At 69.9% G+C, this 18,842-nt stretch carries 18 protein-coding genes and 1 tRNA gene; 10 read left to right on the top strand and 9 right to left on the bottom strand.

Annotated features, from left to right (window positions below):
- The first annotated feature begins 15 nt into the window (after positions 1 to 15).
- The 6 genes from aceE to CLV46_RS08125 all read left to right on the top strand — a co-directional run bounded on the left by aceE (position 16) and on the right by CLV46_RS08125 (position 7,596).
- Positions 16 to 2,742, top strand: coding sequence for a pyruvate dehydrogenase (acetyl-transferring), homodimeric type (gene aceE / locus CLV46_RS08150; protein WP_100364308.1), 2,727 nt, complete (start codon positions 16 to 18; stop codon positions 2,740 to 2,742).
- A gap of 34 nt (positions 2,743 to 2,776) precedes the next feature.
- Positions 2,777 to 3,964 (top strand): PucR family transcriptional regulator, encoded by a 1,188-nt coding sequence (locus CLV46_RS08145; RefSeq protein WP_100364307.1) that lies wholly within the window; start codon positions 2,777 to 2,779, stop codon positions 3,962 to 3,964.
- 82 nt (positions 3,965 to 4,046) lie between these two features.
- Complete coding sequence (locus tag CLV46_RS08140; protein ID WP_100364306.1) at positions 4,047 to 4,982, top strand: ACP S-malonyltransferase; 936 nt, start codon at positions 4,047 to 4,049, stop codon at positions 4,980 to 4,982.
- On the top strand, positions 4,979 to 5,977 hold the full coding sequence (locus CLV46_RS08135) for a beta-ketoacyl-ACP synthase III (protein WP_100364305.1): 999 nt from the start codon (positions 4,979 to 4,981) through the stop codon (positions 5,975 to 5,977). The genes CLV46_RS08140 and CLV46_RS08135 overlap by 4 nt, the downstream gene beginning before the upstream one ends.
- A gap of 40 nt (positions 5,978 to 6,017) precedes the next feature.
- The gene (locus tag CLV46_RS08130; RefSeq protein ID WP_100364304.1) at positions 6,018 to 6,266 is read left to right on the top strand and encodes an acyl carrier protein; all 249 of its coding nucleotides are present in this window, start codon (positions 6,018 to 6,020) and stop codon (positions 6,264 to 6,266) included.
- 85 nt (positions 6,267 to 6,351) lie between these two features.
- Entirely contained in the window at positions 6,352 to 7,596 is a 1,245-nt protein-coding gene (locus CLV46_RS08125; RefSeq protein ID WP_100364303.1) for a beta-ketoacyl-[acyl-carrier-protein] synthase family protein, read from the top strand.
- A 64-nt stretch (positions 7,597 to 7,660) separates the two neighbouring features.
- Here CLV46_RS08125 and CLV46_RS08120 read toward each other — a convergent pair whose 3' ends face one another.
- The 6 genes from CLV46_RS08120 to CLV46_RS08095 form a co-directional block, all read right to left on the bottom strand.
- Entirely contained in the window at positions 7,661 to 8,176 is a 516-nt protein-coding gene (locus tag CLV46_RS08120) for a DUF3145 domain-containing protein (protein ID WP_100364302.1), read from the bottom strand.
- A 107-nt stretch (positions 8,177 to 8,283) separates the two neighbouring features.
- Positions 8,284 to 9,915, bottom strand: coding sequence for a bifunctional 3'-5' exonuclease/DNA polymerase (locus CLV46_RS08115; protein WP_100364301.1), 1,632 nt, complete (start codon positions 9,913 to 9,915; stop codon positions 8,284 to 8,286).
- A gap of 432 nt (positions 9,916 to 10,347) precedes the next feature.
- Complete coding sequence (locus CLV46_RS08110) at positions 10,348 to 10,905, bottom strand: GNAT family N-acetyltransferase (RefSeq protein ID WP_100364300.1); 558 nt, start codon at positions 10,903 to 10,905, stop codon at positions 10,348 to 10,350.
- Between the two features lie 5 nt (positions 10,906 to 10,910).
- Positions 10,911 to 11,738, bottom strand: a complete 828-nt coding sequence (locus CLV46_RS08105) for a DUF1684 domain-containing protein (protein WP_100364299.1) — start codon at positions 11,736 to 11,738, stop codon at positions 10,911 to 10,913.
- 48 nt (positions 11,739 to 11,786) lie between these two features.
- Positions 11,787 to 12,503 carry an SGNH/GDSL hydrolase family protein gene (locus CLV46_RS08100; RefSeq protein ID WP_100364298.1) on the bottom strand — a complete coding sequence of 239 codons (717 nt, stop codon included), beginning with the start codon at positions 12,501 to 12,503 and terminating at the stop codon, positions 11,787 to 11,789.
- Between the two features lie 84 nt (positions 12,504 to 12,587).
- Positions 12,588 to 12,848, bottom strand: a complete 261-nt coding sequence (locus CLV46_RS08095) for a hypothetical protein (RefSeq protein ID WP_100364297.1) — start codon at positions 12,846 to 12,848, stop codon at positions 12,588 to 12,590.
- 232 nt (positions 12,849 to 13,080) lie between these two features.
- Here CLV46_RS08095 and CLV46_RS17050 point away from each other — a divergent pair, with 232 nt between their 5' ends.
- The 3 genes from CLV46_RS17050 to CLV46_RS08085 all read left to right on the top strand — a co-directional run bounded on the left by CLV46_RS17050 (position 13,081) and on the right by CLV46_RS08085 (position 14,225).
- Positions 13,081 to 13,206 carry a hypothetical protein gene (locus CLV46_RS17050; RefSeq protein WP_281253560.1) on the top strand — a complete coding sequence of 42 codons (126 nt, stop codon included), beginning with the start codon at positions 13,081 to 13,083 and terminating at the stop codon, positions 13,204 to 13,206.
- Positions 13,207 to 13,291: 85 nt separating this feature from the next.
- Positions 13,292 to 13,798 carry a hypothetical protein gene (locus CLV46_RS08090; protein ID WP_100364296.1) on the top strand — a complete coding sequence of 169 codons (507 nt, stop codon included), beginning with the start codon at positions 13,292 to 13,294 and terminating at the stop codon, positions 13,796 to 13,798.
- Positions 13,799 to 13,859: 61 nt separating this feature from the next.
- On the top strand, positions 13,860 to 14,225 hold the full coding sequence (locus CLV46_RS08085) for a hypothetical protein (RefSeq protein WP_100364295.1): 366 nt from the start codon (positions 13,860 to 13,862) through the stop codon (positions 14,223 to 14,225).
- 28 nt (positions 14,226 to 14,253) lie between these two features.
- Here CLV46_RS08085 and CLV46_RS08080 read toward each other — a convergent pair.
- A tRNA-Ile gene (locus CLV46_RS08080) sits at positions 14,254 to 14,330 on the bottom strand.
- Between the two features lie 226 nt (positions 14,331 to 14,556).
- On the opposite strand from CLV46_RS08080, the gene CLV46_RS08075 reads away from it, so the two are divergent.
- Positions 14,557 to 16,578, top strand: a complete 2,022-nt coding sequence (locus CLV46_RS08075) for a PhoX family protein (RefSeq protein ID WP_100365963.1) — start codon at positions 14,557 to 14,559, stop codon at positions 16,576 to 16,578.
- Between the two features lie 57 nt (positions 16,579 to 16,635).
- On the opposite strand, the gene CLV46_RS08070 is transcribed toward CLV46_RS08075, so the two are convergent.
- Positions 16,636 to 17,856, bottom strand: a complete 1,221-nt coding sequence (locus CLV46_RS08070; protein WP_245866648.1) for a glycosyltransferase — start codon at positions 17,854 to 17,856, stop codon at positions 16,636 to 16,638.
- Positions 17,857 to 17,920: 64 nt separating this feature from the next.
- Positions 17,921 to 18,838 carry a DMT family transporter gene (locus tag CLV46_RS08065; RefSeq protein WP_100365961.1) on the bottom strand — a complete coding sequence of 306 codons (918 nt, stop codon included), beginning with the start codon at positions 18,836 to 18,838 and terminating at the stop codon, positions 17,921 to 17,923.
- Between the last annotated feature and the right edge of the window lie 4 nt (positions 18,839 to 18,842).

Here is an 18,842-nt window from a genome sequence, read left to right as displayed (position 1 = left end):
AGGAAGAGGTCAACGGTGACGGTGAACGACCAGGACCCGTACTCGGTGAACAGCACCGACATGGACCCGGAAGAGACCGCGGAGTGGCAGGAGTCGCTCGACGCGCTCGTCGCCGAACGTGGCCACGAGCGGGCGCGCGAGATCATGCTCAGCCTGCTGAAGCGCTCGAAGCAGCTGCACCTCGGTGTGCCCATGGTTCCCACCACGGACTACGTCAACACGATCGCGCCCGAGGACGAGCCGCAGTTCCCCGGTAACGAGGAGCTCGAGCGCCGATACCGCGCGTGGATCCGCTGGAACGCCGCCATCACGGTGCACCGCTCACAGCGGCCCGGGATCGCCGTCGGCGGTCACATCTCCACCTACGCCTCCTCCGCCGCCCTCTACGAGGTCGGCCACAACTGGTTCTTCCGCGGTCAGAACGCCCCCGGCGGCGGTGACCAGGTCTTCTACCAGGGCCACGCCTCCCCCGGCATGTACGCCCGCGCCTTCCTCGAGGGCCGGCTGAGCACCGAGCAGCTCGACGGGTTCCGCCAGGAGAAGTCGCACCCCAACGGTGGGCTGAGCTCCTACCCGCACCCGCGTCTCATGCCGGACTTCTGGCAGTTCCCCACGGTCTCGATGGGTCTCGGACCGATCAACGCGATCTACCAGGCGCAGAGCAACCGCTACCTCAGCAACCGTGGGATCAAGGACGCGACCGACCAGCAGGTCTGGGCGTTCCTCGGCGACGGCGAGATGGACGAGGTCGAGAGCCGCGGAGCCCTGCAGTGGGCCGCCAACGAGAACCTCGACAACCTGAACTTCGTCATCAACTGCAACCTGCAGCGACTCGACGGTCCCGTGCGCGGCAACGGCAAGATCATCCAGGAGCTCGAGAGCTTCTTCCGCGGTGCCGGCTGGAACGTCATCAAGGTCGTCTGGGGCCGCGAGTGGGATGAACTGCTCGCCCGAGACACCGAGGGCGCGCTCGTCGACCTGATGAACCGCACGCCGGACGGCGACTACCAGACCTACAAGGCGGAGTCGGGCGCCTACGTGCGCGAGAACTTCTTCGGTCGCGACCCCCGCACGCTCGAGCTCGTCAAGGATTACAGCGACGAGCAGCTCTGGAACCTCAAGCGTGGCGGACACGACTACCGCAAGGTCTACGCGGCGTTCAAGGCGGCGAGCGAGCACAAGGGCCAGCCGACGGTCATCCTCGCCAAGACGGTCAAGGGCTACGGCCTCGGCCCGAGCTTCGAGGGGCGCAACGCGACCCATCAGATGAAGAAGCTCACGCTCGACAACCTCAAGCAGTTCCGTGACGAGATGCGCATCCCGATCACGGATGCCCAGCTCGAGGAGAACCCGTACCTGCCGCCGTACTACCACCCCGGTGAGAACGACGAGGCGATCCAGTACCTGCAGGAGCGCCGCCGCGAGCTCGGCGGCTACGTGCCGGAGCGCCGCTCGCGGTTCACGCAGATCTCGCTCCCCGAACCGACGACGTACGACATCGTCAAGAAGGGCTCCGGCAAGCAGGAGGTCGCCACGACGATGGCGTTCGCCCGCCTGCTGAAGGACCTGCTGCGCTCGAAGGACTTCGGCCACCGCATCGTGCCGATCATCCCCGACGAGGCGCGCACGTTCGGCATGGACGCGTACTTCCCGACGTCGAAGATCTACAACCCGAACGGGCAGACCTACACGAGCGTCGACCGCGAACTGCTGCTCGCCTACAAGGAGAGCCCGCAGGGCCAGATCGTGCACGTCGGCATCAACGAGGCCGGTGCGTTCGCCGCCTTCACCGCCGCGGGCACCGCCTATGCCACGCAGGGTGAGCCGCTCATCCCGGTGTACGTCTTCTACTCGATGTTCGGCTTCCAGCGCACCGGCGACGCCATGTGGGCGGCGGGTGACCAGATGGCCCGCGGCTTCATCATCGGCGCGACCGCGGGACGCACGACGCTGACCGGCGAGGGCCTCCAGCACGCCGACGGCCACTCGCCGCTGCTCGCCTCGACGAACCCGGCCGTCGTGACCTACGACCCGGCGTTCGGCTACGAGATCGGGCACATCGTGCGCGCCGGCATCGAGCGGATGTACGGGGGACAGCACCCCGACCCGAACGTCATGTACTACATCACGGTCTACAACGAGCCGCTCGTGCAGCCGGCCGAGCCCGAGAACCTCGACGTCGACGGGCTGCTGCGCGGCATCTACAAGCTGCGCAACCCCATCACCGAGGGTCCGCGTGCTCAGCTGCTCGCCTCGGGTGTGGGCGTGCCGTGGGCGTTCGAGGCGCAGGAGCTGCTCGCGAACGACTGGGGCGTGGCCGCCGAGGTGTGGAGCGTCACGTCGTGGAACGAGCTGCGTCGCGACGGTGTCGCAGCGGACCACCACAACTTCATGAACCCGGACGCCGAGCAGGCTGTGCCGTACGTCACGGCGAAGCTCAACGGCCACGAGGGTCCGTTCATCGCGGTGTCGGACTTCATGAACGCGGTGCCCGATCAGATCCGCGCGTGGGTTCCGGGCGACTACTACACGCTCGGCGCCGACGGCTTCGGCTTCTCCGACACGCGGCCCGCCGCCCGTCGCTTCTTCACGATCGACGGCCCGTCGATCGTGGTGCGCACGCTGCAGGGTCTCGCTCGTCAGGGCAAGATCGACCCCGCGGTCGTCCGGCAGGCCATCGAGAAGTACCGGCTGCACGATGTCACCGCGGGAACGACCGGATCGGCCGGCGGCGAGAGCTGACATGACCGCCACCGGCGAACGGGCGCGGTGACCGTTGGCCGCGCCCCGCACCAAGCAGCAGACGCTCGCGTGGCTGCGCACACTCTCGGGTGAGCTCGCGACCGCGACCCTGAAGCGGCTCGACGAGACCCTCCCCTGGTACGGCGACATGCCGCCGGGACGGCGCTCCGCCGTGGGCCTCGTCGCCCAGGCCGGCATCACCTCGTTCATCTCCTGGTACGACGACCCGAAGTCCACCCCGTGGATCGCGGCCGACGTGTTCGGCGCGGCGCCCCGCGAGCTGCTGCGTTCGGTGAGCCTGCAGCAGACGCTGCAGCTCATCCGCGTGACCGTCGAGGTCGTCGAGGACCGCATCAAGGGAGCCGACGAGTCGCTCCGCGAGGCGATCCTGCTCTACAGCCGGGAGATCGCGTTCGCCGCGGCCGACGTGTACGCCCGCGCCGCGGAGCAGCGCGGACTGTGGGATGCCCGACTCGAGGCGCTCGTCGTCGACTCGATCCTCAGCGGCGAGTACGACAACGAGCTGCCGAGCCGCATCGCCGCGCTCGGCTGGAACGGGCACGGCGAGGTGTGCGTGCTCGTCGGCACCGCCCCGAAGCAGCTCGACGTGGACCAGCTCCGCCGCACCGCACGCCACCTCGACGCGGACGTGCTCATCGGAGTGCAGGGCAGCCGCCTCGTGCTCGTCATCGGCCGCGCGTCGCCCGTGCAGCACGAGACCGAGGCCGAGGTCATCCCGTTCCTCGAGATCGCCACCCGGCTCGAACCGGGCTTCGGCCCCGGCCACCTCGTGCTCGGACCGGAGGTGCCGAGCCTCGTCGACGCGTCGAAGAGCGCCCGCGCCGCCCTCGCCGGCTTCGCGGTCGCGCGCTCGTGGCGCAACGCGCCCCGACCGACGCTCGCCGATGACCTCCTGCCCGAACGCGCCCTGGCCGGTGATCCGCTCGCCCGCTCGACGCTCATCAACCGCGTGTTCAAGCCGCTGCAGGCGCACTCGACCGAGCTGCTCACCACGCTCTGGTGCTACCTCGACAACGGACGCTCGCTCGAGGCGACCGCGCGCGAGCTCTTCGTGCATCCGAACACCGTGCGCTACCGGCTCAAGCGGATCAGCGAGGTCATCGGCTGGGACGCCACCGGCGCGCGGGAGGCGCTGATCCTCCAGACGGCGCTCATCATCGGCTCGATCGCCGAGCCGGACGCGCAACGTCGCCGCGGCTGACGTAGGACATATACAACGATCCGGCCGAACATTAGGCCGATTTGCACAGCGGTCGCGGCCGGGGTGCAGAGAGGATAGAGCAGTGATCGTCGTCGTCGCCCCCGGACAGGGCTCGCAGACCCCCGGATTCCTCGAACCCTGGCTCGCCCACGGGCGCAGCCGCGAACTGCTCGAGCAGTACTCCCAGGCGGTCGGCATCGACCTCGTGCGTCACGGCACCGAGTCGGATGCCGACACCATCCGCGACACCGCCGTCGCCCAGCCGCTCATCGTCGCCGCGAGTCTCGTCAGTTGGCACGCCCTTGTCGACGCGGGCGGATCGGACGACGTGGCCGGCGTGGCCGGGCACTCCGTCGGGGAGATCTCGGCCGCCGCGATCGCCGGTGTGCTGAGCGACGACGAGGCGCTCCGGTTCGTCTCCGAACGCGCTCGCGCGATGGCGGAGGCCGCAGCGCAGAACGCGACCGGGATGAGTGCCGTCATCGGTGCCGACCCCGACGAGCTCGCGGCGAAGCTCGCCGCGCTCGACCTCGAGGCGGCCAACCACAACGGCGGCGGGCAGGTCGTCGTCGCCGGGGCGCTGGAGTCGCTCGCGCAGCTGTCGGCCGAACCGCCGGCACGAGCCCGCGTCATCCCGCTGCAGGTGGCCGGCGCGTTCCACAGCCGGTACATGCAGCCCGCCCGGGAGCGACTCGCCGAGGTGGCGGGCACCCTCTCCCCCGCGGACCCGCGCCTGCCGCTCTGGACCAACAACAGCGGTCAGCGCGTCGCATCCGGTGCCGACTTCGTACAGCTCCTCGTCGGCCAGGTCGCCTCGCCGGTGCGCTGGGACGCGACGATGGAGTCGTTCGCGGCGGACGGCGTCACCGGCATCATCGAGCTCGCACCCGCGGGCGCCCTCGTCGGGCTCGCCAAGCGCGGGCTGAAGGGCGTGCCCTCCGTCGCAGTGAAGACCCCCGACGACCTCGCGGCCGCCACCGAGATGCTCCGCGCCGACCAGCCCAAGGAGGACTCGTGACCACGCTGAAGCAGGGCGTCGGTGCCCAGTACACGCGCATCTACGCGCTCGGCGCCGCCCGCGGAGACCTCGTCGTGCCGAACGACGATCTCATCGAGCCGATCAACTCGTCGGACGAGTGGATCCGCCAGCGCACCGGGATCGTGACGCGCACCCGCGCGTCGAAGTCCGTCGGCGCGGTCGACCTCGCCGAGCGCGCCGCCCGCGAGGCGATCGAACGTTCCGGTGTCGACCCGTCCCAGATCGACGCGGTGCTCATCGCGACGATCAGCAACGTGCAGCAGACGCCGTCCATGGCCGCCGTCGTCGCCGACCGTGTGGGGGCCAACCCGGCCGCGGCTTACGACCTCAACGCGGCGTGCGCCGGCTACACCTACGCGATCACCCAGGCCGACGCCCTCATCCGGGCAGGGGCCGCCCACTACGCCCTCGTCATCGGGGCCGAGAAGCTGTCCGACGTGGTCGACCCCACCGATCGGTCGATCTCCTTCCTGCTCGGTGACGGCGCGGGCGCCGCGGTGATCGGCCCCGCCGACGAGCCCGGCATCAGCGCGACCGTGTGGGGCTCCGACGGGTCGAAGGCGGATGCGGTCGGCATGAACGCCACGCTCACTCAGTTCCGCGACGGCGAGGCCGAATGGCCGACGCTCCGCCAGGAGGGCCAGACCGTCTTCCGTTGGGCCGTCTGGGAGATGGCGAAGGTCGCCCGGCAGGCGCTCGACGTGGCCGGTGTCGGCCCCGACGACATCGTCGCCTTCATCCCCCACCAGGCCAACATGCGTATCGTCGACGAGTTCGCCAAGCAGCTGGGGCTGCCGGAGAGCGTCGCGATCGGCCGCGACATCGCCGACACCGGCAACACGTCCGCGGCATCCATCCCCCTCGCCGCCCACCGCCTGCTGCAGGAGAACCCGCAGCTCAGCGGCGGCCTGGCCCTGCAGATCGGCTTCGGAGCCGGCCTGGTGTTCGGGGCCCAGGTCGTGCGGCTCCCCTAAGCTTGACCACGGTCAACGACACCCCCTGAGGAGAAAAAACATGGCATTGTCCACCGAAGAAGTTCTGGCCGGACTCGCCGAGCTCATCAACGATGAGACCGGCATCGCGACCGACACGGTCGAGCTGGACAAGTCCTTCACCGACGACCTCGACATCGACTCCATCTCGATGATGACCATCGTGGTCAACGCCGAGGAGAAGTTCGACGTGAAGATCCCGGACGACGAGGTCAAGAACCTCAAGACCGTGGGTGACGCCGTCAACTTCATCGTCAACGCGCAGGGCTGACCCTCCACCGCGCATCCGGCCGGGCACGGCAGCGAGTCCGGCCGGATACGCGGATGCGGCCCACGATCCATCAGAGGAAAGTCGTATGACCACCACACCCAAGAAGATCGTCGTCACCGGTATCGGTGCGACCACCCCGCTCGGCGGGACCGCGCGTGAGAGCTGGGACGCCCTGCTCCGCGGCGAGTCCGGCGTGCGCCCGCTCGAACAGGAGTGGGTCGCCGCCCACGAGCTGCCGGTGACGTTCGCCGCGCAGGCGAAGGTACCCGCGGCCGACGTGCTCAGCCGTCAGGAGACGAAGCGTCTCGACCCGTCCGCGCAGTTCGCCCTCATCGCCGCGCGCGAGGCGTGGCAGGACGCCGGCGCCCCCGACACCGACCCGGTGCGGATCCTCGTCGACTACGCCACCGGCATCGGCGGGCTCTGGACCCTCCTCGACGCCTGGGACACGCTGCGCGAGAAGGGTCCGCGGCGCGTGCTGCCGATGACCATCCCGATGATCATGCCGAACTCGGCCGCGGCCGCTGTGAGCATGGAGGTGTCCGCGCGCGGCGGTGCCCGCACGGTCGTCTCGGCCTGCGCATCCGGCACCGAGGCGCTCGCGAACGCCTACGAGCACCTCCAGCTCGGCATCGCCGACGTCGTCATCGCCGGCGGCACCGAAGCGGTCATCCACCCGCTTCCGATCGCGGCGTTCGCATCGATGCAGGCGCTCTCGAAGCGCAACGACGACCCGGCCCGCGCCTCGCGCCCGTACGACGTCAACCGCGACGGCTTCGTGCTCGCCGAGGGCGCCGGTGCCGTGGTGCTCGAGACGGAGGAGCACGCGCTGGCCCGCGGCGCCCGCATCTACGCGGAGCTCGCCGGCGGTTCGGTCACGAGCGACTCGTACCACATCACTGCTCCCGACCCGGAGGGGTCTGCGGCCGCACGAGCCATGAAGACGGCGATCGAGCAGGCCGGCGCCACGCCGGAGGACGTCTCGCACATCAACGCTCACGCCACGAGCACCCCGGTCGGCGACATCGCCGAATACCGGGCACTCGCGCGCATCTTCGGCGATCACCTGCCGATCATCCCCGTGTCGGCCACGAAGGCGTCGACCGGCCACCTGCTCGGTGGAACCGGCGCCCTCGAGGCGATCTTCACCATCCTCGCCGTCTCGGAGCGTGTCGCCCCGCCGACGATCAACCTCGACGAGCAGGACCCGGAGATCCCGCTCGACGTGGTCACCGAGCCCCGCCCGCTCGGCGACGGTCCGCTGCTCGCCATCAGCAACTCGTTCGGATTCGGCGGACACAACTCGGTGGCGGCGTTCCGCAGCTACTGAGCCGCACGCGCGCAGAACGGGCCGGCTCCTCGCGGAGGCGGCCCGTTCTTCGTCTTCTCCGTCGTCAGCCGACCTTGTGCAGCCAGACGACGGGGTTGTCTTCGCTCGCGTGCCGGAACGGCTCGAGTTCGTCGTCCCACGCCTGCCCGAGCGCGAGCCGCAGCTCACGGTGCAGTTCGAGCGCGTTCGATCCGGCGATCTCTATCGCGTACCGCACCCGGTCCTCGGGGATGACGATGTTGCCCACGGTGTCGGTCTGGGCGAAGAAGATGCCGAGGTCGGGGGTGTGCAACCAGCGGCCGCCGTCGGTGCCGAGTCCGGCATCCTCGGTGACCTCGAAGCGCAGGTGCTCCCACCCGCGCAACGCTGAGGCCAGCTTCGCGCCGGTGCCGCGCTCACCCTCCCAGTAGAACTCGGTTCTCTGGGCACCCTTCAGCACGGGCTGCGCCATCCAATCGAAATTGACGGCACGCCCCAGGGCGCGACCTGCCGCCCACTCCACATGCGGGCACAGAGCACGAGGAGCGGAGTGCACATACAGCACTCCGCGCGCAATCGCAGCAGCCACTTCCACTCCCATCGATCAGATGCGACTTCCCCATCGGTCTGATCTCGGCGTGACAGTGCCTGTCCCCTGCATTATTGCGGATCAGGCTGCGAAATGACAAGCGTGTGATTCGGCGCGCCTCACTTGGCCTGCCCGTAGTCGTCGACGATGGCGACGCTCAGCGGGAACTCGATCGGGAACGAGCCGAACAGCAACCGGCCCGCCTCCGCGGCGCACTCGCGGATCGTCTCGGCGACCCGCTCGGCCGACGCCTCCGGCGTATGCACGACGACTTCGTCGTGCAGGAAGAACGCCAGGTGCGGTCGTTCCTCGAGTCGTCCGTCGCCGAGCTCCCAGAGCCGGATGCGCAGGGTCGCCATCCAGTGCAACGCCCATTCGGCCGCGGTGCCCTGCACCACGAAGTTGCGGGTGAACCGACCCCACGCGCGTGCGCGCCCCTGGGCCGCGCGGTCCACCGCATCCGGTTCGTCCGTCGATGTCACCATGGCCTCGCCGGGAAGAGGCGACGTGCGGCCGAGCCAGGTGCGCACCCGCTCGCCGCGCTCGCCCGCCCGGGCCGCGTCTTCGACGAGGGCCATCGCGCGCGGATACGCGCGGGTGATGCGGGGCAACATCCGGCCGCTCTCGCCCCGGGTGCCGCCGTAGATCGCGCCGAGGATGCCGTACTTCGCCTGCTCGCGCGTCTGCACCGCCCCGCTGTCGACCATGGCCTGGTAGAGGTCGCTCGCGCGCGCGGCCGTCGCCATTGCGGTATCGGCCGACATCCCGGCGAGCACCCGGGGCTCGAGCTGGGCGGCATCGGCGACGACGAGCTTCCACCCCGGGTCGGCGATCACGGCGGAACGCACCTGCGCGGGAAGCTGCAGCGCTCCCCCGCCGTTCGAGGCCCATCGGCCGGTCACGACACCGCCGGGAACGTACACCGGACGGAATCGCCCGTCACGCACCCAGGTGTCGAGCCAGTGCCAGCCGTTCGCGGTGTGCAGGCGCGCGAGTTTCTTGAACTCGAGCAGCGGCGGGATGACCGGGTGCTCGATGCGCTTCAACTCGTGCGAGCGCGTCGAGTCGACGGTGATCCCCGCGCGGCGGAGGGCGCGCACGAGTTCCGGCGGGGAATCCGGGTTGAGGTCGGGCGCGTCGAGCGCGCGACGCACCTCATCGGCGAGGCGCTCCAGTTCCGCTGGGCGTTCACCGTGCCGCGGGCGTGGACCGAGCGCCGCCGCGAGCAACGCGTCGTGGGCATCCGCTCGCCACGGCAGTCCGGCGTGCGTCATCTCGGCGGCGACGAGAGCGCCCGCCGACTCCGCGTTCACGAGGCGGCCGATGCGCGCATCGGAGCCGGTGACCGCTTCGCGCTGCAACGCGAACTCGGCGACCGGATCGAGGTCGTCGCGCTGCTCGACGTCGAACAAGGCATCGAGGTCCACCGCGGCGGCTCCCGCGAGCCGGTCCCAGCCGGAACTCGGCGCGGCAGCGATCGAGGTGTGCGCGGTGAACAGCGAGGAGCGCAGGATGACGTGCGCGAGCCGAAGGTCGTGGCACCGCTCGACCCGCACGCCGGCGGCGAGCAGGCGCGGGTACCAGGCGGCGGTGTCGTGCCACACCCATCGGGTGTCGCCGGGCTCGCGGCTCGACACGTAGGTCGCGAGGTCGCCCTCCCGCACCGCGTCCGTCGTTGTCACGCGGCCGCCGTCGTCCGTGTGGTGCGCGAGCACGCCCCCGTCGGGACGGCGCTCGAGCACGATGTACATCCGTCCAGTCTGCCGCCTGCCGCCGACCCGCCTCGCGGCCGTGTGCTCCGCAGGAGCGCGTCACCCGCCCGCCGCCGCCCCGCACGTGCCCCGGGCCGTCGGAAATTCAGGAGTGGTGGGCGTCCGCTCGCCGACGCCCGCACGTTCACGGGCTCGACGCACCCGCGCGACGGCCGTACTCCTGAGTTTCCGACGCTGGGCGCGCCGACGCTGCGCCCGCAGGCCCCGTTGTGCGGGCGTGGGCAGTGTCCGCGTGGGTCGGTTGCTGCATTTCCGCGGTCGTGCGTCGGAAGTTCAGGAGCGGTGCACCAGTGGCTCCGAGTCACCCCCGGGATCATGGGTCAGGTTCAGCCCTTCGACCCGCCGACTCCTGAATTTCCGACGCACCGACGCGCCGACGCGCCGAACAGCGGCGGCCGACGGCGGGTGAGGTCAGGCCGGGATGAGGTCGGCGACGGCGGCGACGAGCTCCACCTGTGTGTCGTCGCGGCCCTCGATGCGGTCGAGCACCCCGGTCGCGGTGAAGCCGCGTCGCTCGTAGTAGCGGCGGGCGCGGGGGTTCTCGTCGCTCACGTGCAGGTGGAGTCTCGCGAGGCCGCGGTCGTCCCGCACCCACGCCGCGATGGCGGCGAGGAGCTGGTCCGTGACACCCGCCTCACGTCCGCGGAAGCCCGGGTCGATCCACACACCGACGAGGTACGCGCGTCGCTCGCGGGGCCGCTCACGCCGCTGGTCCAGGTACCAGGGGCCCGCCTCAGACACCACTGCGGTCATCGTGCCGACCCAGCCCGCCTCCGCATCGCGGGCGACGAGCACGACCGTGTCCGGCTGCTCGTTCCGACGCGCGCGCTCGCGCCAGATCTCCTCGGGCAGGGCGAGCGCGTCGTCGACGCTCTCGAGGAACGCGACGGGGGTGTCGCGCAGTGCACGGAGCCGCAGATCACGCACCCGCTCCCAGTCCGGCTCGACCGGGCGGTAGATCTCCACCATGTCGATCAGTGGAGCAGCGAGCCGTCCTTGGCGAGCACGTTCTTCTCGCCCGCTTCGATCGGCACGCGGAAACGGTTCTGCTTCGGCGGCAGCGGGCAGTTGAAGTTGTAGCTGAACGCGCACGGAGGCAGCACCGCACGGTTGAAGTCGAGGATGATCGTGCCATCCGGGTTCGGCGCCACGTAGAGGAACCGTCCGACGCTGTAGGTCGAGTCCCCGTTCGTCGTGTCCGCGAACACGAGCTGCAGCGCGCGGCCGGCCTTGAATGCGGCGAGGTCGTAGTCGACGCCGTCCTTGGTGAAGCGGATGCTGCCGGGGATCACCTCTTCGCGGGTCTTGCCGTTGTCCTTGAGGTGCTCGAAGCCGAGGGTGGTGCCCTCGGGGTTCTCGGTGAAGCTGGCGTGGATGACCCACTCCGGGTTGTACGGGAACGCGTCGATGCCGCCGAACTTCTGGATGTCCTCCGATTCGGCGTCCCACACGCGGAGGGCGTACGTGCCCTCTTCGCTCGCGATGACGAAGCCGCGCACGGTGTCGCTGAACACGATCTCGCTCGGGGCGGGGTCGTCCTTGCCGCGAACGATCGCCTCGCCGTCGACGAGCTCGCCGTCGACGCGGATCCCCTCGGACGCCGCCGCCTTCACGATCAGGCCGGATCCGCCGTCGGTGCGCGGCGCCCAGGTTCCCGGGACACCCCAGATCGTCTGCTCCGAGTCCACCCACTGCGTGTTGACGAGGGCCAGGCTGCCGAGCGGCTGCACCACGACCTCCTCACGGCGCTTGCGGAATGCGGCGAGCTGCTCGTCGGGGCTGAGCGTGGCGGTGTCGGTCATACATCCATCCTTGTCGAGTCTTCAGTGGCAACGGTCGTCGACACGGGATTATTTCGCGACCGGCCCCTCGACCTGCTCGTCCAGCGCGCGGTGGAGCGACGGGGTGACGAGATCGGCCCAGCGGGAGAATGTCGCGGCACTCCGGTGCCGTTCGCCGTCGCGATGCGGATCCGGTTCGAACGGCACGAACTGCGCGCGCGGATGATCGTCGAGCAGCATCCTCGTCTGCCGATTCAACAACGCGGCGTGGTGTTCGATGATGCGCGCGGAGACACCGCGGAACACCGGGATCGCCCGCACGGACGGGATGCCGAGCCAAAGCACGGGCGTGTCGCGTCGCGCGTGGGCCACCACGGCGTCGACCGCGCCGCGCACATCGTGCTGCCACGAGCGGATGGAGGTCAGTCGGCACGCGTCGCCGATGCCCGTCGTCACGACGATGGCGTCCATGCCGCGGAGCTCGAGTCGCTCGAGCTCGATCTTCAGCTCGCCGACGAACAGACGGGGGTGCGTGACCACCTCGACGCGCGCGCCGCGTCCCGTGGCGTGCGCGAGACGCCTCGCCAACGCGCCGGCCAACGCGAGATGATGACTGACCACACCGTACCCGCAGGCGGCGCCGTCGCCGATCAGCAGCACGCGATCAGCGTCGTCCCCCGGAACGTCGACGATCGGGTCGTCGTGGGGTCGCGGGATCGCGCGCCAGCGGTCCAGCTGGGTCGCGTGCCACACCCGGGCGCTCGGGCGCAGCAGGGCATGCGTCATCCGCTGCAGTCTGAGCATCCTGATCCTGGAGAGAGGGAGTGGTGCGGGTGGTGAGGCCGCTCGTCGATTCTACGGCCCGGGTGGTCACTCGAACGCGCGCACGAGCTCCCATCGGGCGCTCACGAGGTCGTAGCGCACATCGAACACCCGCGATTCTCCGTCGTCGGCGCGCCCCACGAACCGCCAACGGATCGCGGGGACGGGCGGATGTGTGATGACGGCGTCGTAGAACCAGTCGGCGGGGCGGCTCAATCGGGTCGGGCTGTCCGCCACCCGGAACCGTTTGTCGCGCCAGGTGAGTGCGGTCGGCACGTCGTCGACGAGGGCGAGAGCGACGGGTTCCACGGCTACCTCCATTCGAACATGTGTTCGATAGAGGAAGTGTACGCCGCGCGGGGGCGACACGCCGAGGGCGGGACGCCGGCGCTCCGTCTCTCGGACAGCGCCCCCAATTCGGGGGTGCGGATCGTGGTTTGGGACCTTTGGCGCACGGGACGCCGCGCGAGCGCGGGTATCGTCGCTGGCCAGGCGCCGGGACTCACCGATCGGACGCCGACCTCACGCGATTGGACCGGTCATGACCACCATGGACGACACCGACATCTCCGCCGTGCATCGTGCGCACGCGGAAGCGCACCCGGAGCGCCTGCGCCCGCCGGCCCCCGGCCTCCAGTCCGCCCTCTCGGACGGCGACGCGGCCTAGGCCCTCACGCTTCCTCGCGCCCGTTGCGCGGTTCGTGAGTCGATGTCACCATGAGGGCATCGACGGACCACCTGCAGGAGGCGGCATGCGAGCGACCATCGACCGAGTTCCGGCCGAGGCGCTCGTGACACTGCCTGGAGGCAGGGTGCTCCGACGCGTCCGGCGACTCCTGATCTGGACGTTCGGGGCGGGCTGGTTCTACTGGACGTTCACCGGAGGATCCGCGAGCTGGTGCGCAGGCGGGCTCGCCGGAGACGGTGGATACATCGACGCGGCCGGGAACCCCACGTCGGATGTCCCGGTGTGTCACTCGCTCACCCTCTCCCCCACGATCTTCGTCGTGGCCGCATTCGCAATCGCGGTCGTGTGGTCGATCTCGACCGCTCTGCGACGCGCAGCAACCGAAGCGGAGGCGATCCGCTATCTCGACCGCGCTGCAGCCTTCGTCGGGATCACGGCCGGCGTCTCGGTGATCGTGGCGCACGTCTGGTTCTGGACCGTCCCGATCGAGCAGATCGGAGTCGGCACCGTCTACTTCCCGTTCCCGTTCGCGAGCGGGAACGTCGAGTCCGACCCGATGCCGCAACCCTGACCGCGGTCGGCGCCCCAACGGATCTGCCGCACCCGCCGTCTGGGGTTGTAGGAGGCTGCCGATGCTCAAGACCGGAGTCGTGCTCGCGGCGCTGATCGCGGTGTGTCTGGCGGGTTGTTCACAGCCCGCGGTGTGTACCCCGGTCGGCTGGCTGAACACCGTGGACGTCGCGACCCCCGACTCACGTGTGGCCGAGGTCGTCTGTGTCGACGGATGCGAGACGCCGCAGTCCGCCCGGTCCATCCTGCGGGGGTGGCAGGTGCAGGTGGGGATCGGAGAGCCGGAATCGATCGTCGTCGCGGTGCTCGACGAGGCCGGGACCGAACTCGACCGCCACGAGGTCGACGTGGTGTGGCAGCACGTCGACCACGGTCCATGCGGCGGCCCCGGACGAGCGGACCCGGTGACGCTCCCGCACAGGGACTGACGCGCGACCGAGACGACGTTCGTCGGACTGGTAGGGCGGACGGGACTTGAACCCGTGACCGACGGATTATGAGTCCGCTGCTCTAACCGGCTGAGCTACCGCCCCGCGCGTGCGCGCACCGGCCACGCCGGCGGGATTCACGATACCGGGCGTCGCCGACTTCGTCGTTCACCGATGGTTCATGTGACCGTCACCTGGCGCTCGTGGGCCCACCGCGCCTCCCCTGGCATCGTGAAGTCGTGCCTCGTTCGGGGGGCGCTGTACGACCTTGAGGAGACTCCCTTTGACTCTCACCGACCGCCCCGCCCGCCGGCTGCTTCCGCTGCTGCCGATGACCGGCCACACCACCGGCAAGCGCAGCGCCGTCACGTGCCACCTGAAGTGCGCCGACGCGTGCTTCCATCCCGTGCCCAACACCAGCGAGAACGACTACTTCCGCGACATCGCCGCGATCGCCCTCAGCCGCCGGTCGCTGCTGATCGGCGCAGGGGTGGGGGCTGCCGCCATCGTCGTCGGCGGTCAGGTGACGGATGTGCCGAGCGCCGCCGCCGCGCAGAGCAGCACCCTGCCGTTCACCCCGATCACGCCGGTGCCGGCGTCCGTCGACGCGGTGACCGTGCCGCAGGGGTACCAGTGGGCGCCGCTCATCCGCTGGGGCGACCCGTTGTTCTCGAAGAAGGACGTGTTCTCGCCCGAGGCGCAGACCGCGGAGCTGCAGGCGCGTCAGTTCGGCTACAACAACGACTACCTCGACATCATCGAGGTGCCGTGGCTCGGCCTGCTCGGGGTGCTCGTCGCGAACCACGAGTACACCAACGAGGGGATCATGTTCCCGCCGGCCGCCGACGAGGCGCAGGCCGACGAGCAGCGCCGCATCGCCATGGCCGCGCACGGCATGTCGGTCGTGCAGCTCTACCGCACCGGACGCAGCAAGGCCTGGAAGTACAAGGTCGGCGCGAAGCTCAACCGCCGCATCACCGTGGCGACCGAGTTCGAGTTCACGGGACCCGCCGCCGGATCGCCGCTGCTGCGCACGAAGGATGACCGCAGCGGCACGCGCGTTCTCGGCACGCTCGGCAACTGCGCCGGCGGAACCACCCCGTGGGGCACGGTGCTCTCCGGCGAGGAGAACTTCAACGGCTACTTCCGCACGGCCGGCACGAGCGACGCCGAGAAGCGCTACGGGCTCGGCAACGCCCCGACCGCGCGCGGGTGGGAGAAGATCGAGCCGCGGTTCGACGCGACCAACCCGGGGTACGAGAACGAGCCCAACCGGTTCGGCTGGGTCGTCGAGGTCGACCCGCTGGCGCCGAACGAGCCTCCCGTGAAGCACACGATGCTCGGGCGTCTCAAGCACGAGGGCGCCAACGTCATCATCGGCAAGACGGGACACGTCGCGGCGTACACGGGCGACGACGAGCGGTTCGACTACCTCTACAAGTTCGTCTCGAAGGAGAAGTACGACCCGCGTCCGCGCCTCAACGCGCGCTGGCACAACAAGCGCCTGCTGCGCGAGGGCAGCCTGTACGTGGCCCGGTTCACGGGTGACTCCCCCAGCGGTGAGATCACCGGCACGGGGAACCTGCCGGCCGACGGCGCCTTCGACGGCAGCGGCGAGTGGATCCCGTTGGTCGTCGACGGCGAATCGCGCGTTCCCGGCTTCGCGGTCGACGAGGTGCTCGTGCACACCCGGCTCGCCGCGGATGCGGTGGGCGCCACCAAGATGGACCGCTGCGAGGATGTGCAGCCGAACCCGAAGACCGGGCGCATCTACGTCGCCTGCACGAACAACAGCGACCGCGGCAAGCCGGGCAAGGAGGGTGCGACCGAAGCGAACCCGCGTAACGCGAACCGCGACGGTCACGTGCTCGAGATCGTCGAGGCCGGCGACGACGCCACCGCCACGAGATTCGCGTGGAACATCCTGCTGCTGTGCGGCGACCCGAAGACGAACCCGAGCGCCTACTTCGCGGGATTCCCGGCCGAGAAGGTCTCCCCGATCTCGTGCCCCGACAACCTCGCCTTCGACTCCGAGGGCACCCTGTGGATCTCCACCGACGGCGCTCCCGGCACGATCGGCTACGGCGACGGCCTCTTCAAGGTGCCGCTCGAGGGGCCGGAGCGCGGCCGCGTGCAGCAGTTCCTCTCGGTGCCGCGCGAGGCGGAGACGTGCGGCCCGGTGATCAAGGACGAGGACGGCATGGTCTTCGTCGCGGTGCAGCACCCGGGCGAGGACGGCGCGTGGGGCGACCAGCACTCGTACTTCCCCGACTACGTCGCCCCGAACCAGCTGACCGGCGACGGCAAGTGGGGCGGACCGCGTCCCTCGGTCGTGCAGGTCTGGCGTTCCTGACGCTCGGATGAACAGAGAAGGGCCCGGCCGAACGGCCGGGCCCTTCGTCGTACGTGCTCAGTGCGCGCTGTTGCCCGCGGGGGCTCCGTTCGCGCCGACGGGCTCGCCGCGGTAGAGCCGTTCGAAGGTGCGCACGGTGTTCTCGATGTCGTGGGCGGCCACGATGTTCAGGCTCTCCTGCTGCATCTCGCGGTAGCGCTCGGGCGTGGCGGTGAGCACGTCGCGGAGGCGCGCCGCGAGCTCGTCGGCGTTGCCGGGCTCGAAGAGGTAGCCGTTCTCGCCGTCGTGCACGAGGTGCGGCAGAGCCATGGCGTCGGCGGCGACGACGGGAAGTCCGGAGGCCATCGCCTCCATCGTCGCGATGCTCTGCAGCTCGGCGATCGACGGCATGGCGAACACACTCGCGCGCGTGAGTGCGGCGCGCAGGTATTCGTCGCTCACCCGGCCGGCGAAGTGCACACGATCGCGCACGCCCAGCTCGGTCGCGAGGGCCTCGAGCGGGCGACGCTGGTCGCCGTCGCCGACGATCTCGAGTTGCACGTCGAGTTCGTCCTTCAACTGCGCCACGGCGCGGATGAGCCGGTCGACCTGCTTCTCCTCCTCCACGCGTCCGACGAACACCACGCGGTGATCGGTGCGCGGTCCGAGGTCGGCGGTGTAGTCGGAGACGTTGAGCCCGCACGAGATCGCGAGCACGTTGTGCAGCGACGTGTTCGCCTCGAGGAACTCCGCCGCTCGACGCGTCGGCGTCGTGACGGCCTCCGCACGCAGGTAGCTGCGCTGCGCCGCGCGCCACATCGCCTTCACCGCGCGCTGCTGGAAGGCCTCCGGGATGAGGGTGAACTGCAGGGCGTTGTTCGGCATGAAGTGGTTGGTGCCGATGACACGGATGCCGCGTTCGATCGCCGCGACGGAGAGCCCGCGTCCCACCACGATGTGCGACTGGAAGTGCACGACGTCGGGCTTCACCTCGTCGAGGATGCGGCGGGAGTTGGCCTCGATCTGCCACGGGAGCGCGAAACGCAGCCACGGGTGCGGGTACCAGCGCCAGCTCTTGAGCCGGTGCACGGTCATCCGCTCGCCCTCGTGCACCTCCGTCCAGGTGCCGTGCTTACGGGACGCCGCCGGCGCCACGATGTGCACCTCGTGGCCGTGCCGCACGAGGGCGGCGGCGAGCCGCTCGGCGAACTTGGCGGCGCCGTTCACGTCGGGAGCGAAGGTGTCGCATCCGATGACGATGCGCAGGGGCTTCGTCGCTGGGGTCGAGGATTCGGCCACGTCGACAGTTCCTAACGGGGTGGGAGCGAGTGCGGGGGTCTGCCGACCCTACCGCGAGCGACGCTCAACGGACGGTCTGAGGGTGGTGTTTCGCGAGCTGGAAGACGCCGATCACGGCGACTGCTCCCGCGACGAGGAAGGCGATCATCGCCAGCAGCGGTGCCTGGGCGGCCTCGCCGAGCACCACGATGCCGATACTGACCGCCACGATCGGATCCACGACGGTGAGGCCGGCGATGACGAGATCCGGCGATCCGACCGAATACGCCGTCTGCACGAAGTACGCGCCGAGGGCGGCGGCGGCGAGCAGCGCCACGATGCACAGCATCGTCAGCCATTCGAAGTTGCCCGTGAAGATGCGGTTGAGCACCACCTTCGCGAGCGTCGCGACGAATCCGTACAGCACGCCCGCGGCCAGGATGTAGAAGATCGCATTCGCGCTGCGGCGCTTCATGAGGAAGACGGTCCCCAGCACGACCGTCACCACGGCGAGCACGCTGAGGATGATGAGCAGTTGCGGCTCCCGGATCGGACGCTCGGTGGCCGTGAACGCCGCGATGGCGACGAAGACGCCGACGCCGCCGATGCACAGGGCGATCGCGCGGATCGCCAATCCGTCGAGCGGGGTCTTGGTCGCTCGGGCGTTGACGATCGAGGTGATGACGAGGGCGATGGCGCCGAGCGGCTGCACGACGAGCAGCGGCGCGATCCGCAGGCTCGCGAGTTGCAACACGATCGCAAGACCGAGCATCACCGTGCCGACGACCCACGACGGACGACCGAGCAGGGCCCGCAGTTCGCGGATGCTCAACCCGGCCTTCGCGCCGGACCCGTGGCTCGCTTCGACCTTCGCGACGCCGCGGTGCTGGAACTGCGCTCCGAGCGCGAGGAACACCGCACCGAACAGGGCCAACGGGATACCGAGGGCCTGATACGGCGTCAGAGAGATCTGAGCGGCGATGTCGTCGATGGCGGGCGGCACGCCC

It is taken from the genome of Diaminobutyricimonas aerilata (assembly GCF_002797715.1).
Classification (GTDB): Bacteria; Actinomycetota; Actinomycetes; order Actinomycetales; family Microbacteriaceae; genus Diaminobutyricimonas; species Diaminobutyricimonas aerilata.
This window is presented reverse-complemented; position numbering and strand designations above follow the sequence as displayed.

Coding starts and splice junctions, on each gene's coding strand:
- CLV46_RS08130 (WP_100364304.1), top strand. CDS start 6,018: ATGGCATTGTCCACCGAAGAAGTTCTGGCCGGACTCGCCGAGCTCATC.
- CLV46_RS08125 (WP_100364303.1), top strand. CDS start 6,352: ATGACCACCACACCCAAGAAGATCGTCGTCACCGGTATCGGTGCGACC.
- CLV46_RS08120 (WP_100364302.1), bottom strand. CDS start 8,176: ATGGGAGTGGAAGTGGCTGCTGCGATTGCGCGCGGAGTGCTGTATGTG.
- CLV46_RS08115 (WP_100364301.1), bottom strand. CDS start 9,915: ATGTACATCGTGCTCGAGCGCCGTCCCGACGGGGGCGTGCTCGCGCAC.
- CLV46_RS08110 (WP_100364300.1), bottom strand. CDS start 10,905: ATGGTGGAGATCTACCGCCCGGTCGAGCCGGACTGGGAGCGGGTGCGT.
- CLV46_RS08105 (WP_100364299.1), bottom strand. CDS start 11,738: ATGACCGACACCGCCACGCTCAGCCCCGACGAGCAGCTCGCCGCATTC.
- CLV46_RS08100 (WP_100364298.1), bottom strand. CDS start 12,503: ATGACGCATGCCCTGCTGCGCCCGAGCGCCCGGGTGTGGCACGCGACC.
- CLV46_RS17050 (WP_281253560.1), top strand. CDS start 13,081: ATGACCACCATGGACGACACCGACATCTCCGCCGTGCATCGTGCGCAC.
- CLV46_RS08090 (WP_100364296.1), top strand. CDS start 13,292: ATGCGAGCGACCATCGACCGAGTTCCGGCCGAGGCGCTCGTGACACTG.
- CLV46_RS08085 (WP_100364295.1), top strand. CDS start 13,860: ATGCTCAAGACCGGAGTCGTGCTCGCGGCGCTGATCGCGGTGTGTCTG.
- CLV46_RS08075 (WP_100365963.1), top strand. CDS start 14,557: ATGACCGGCCACACCACCGGCAAGCGCAGCGCCGTCACGTGCCACCTG.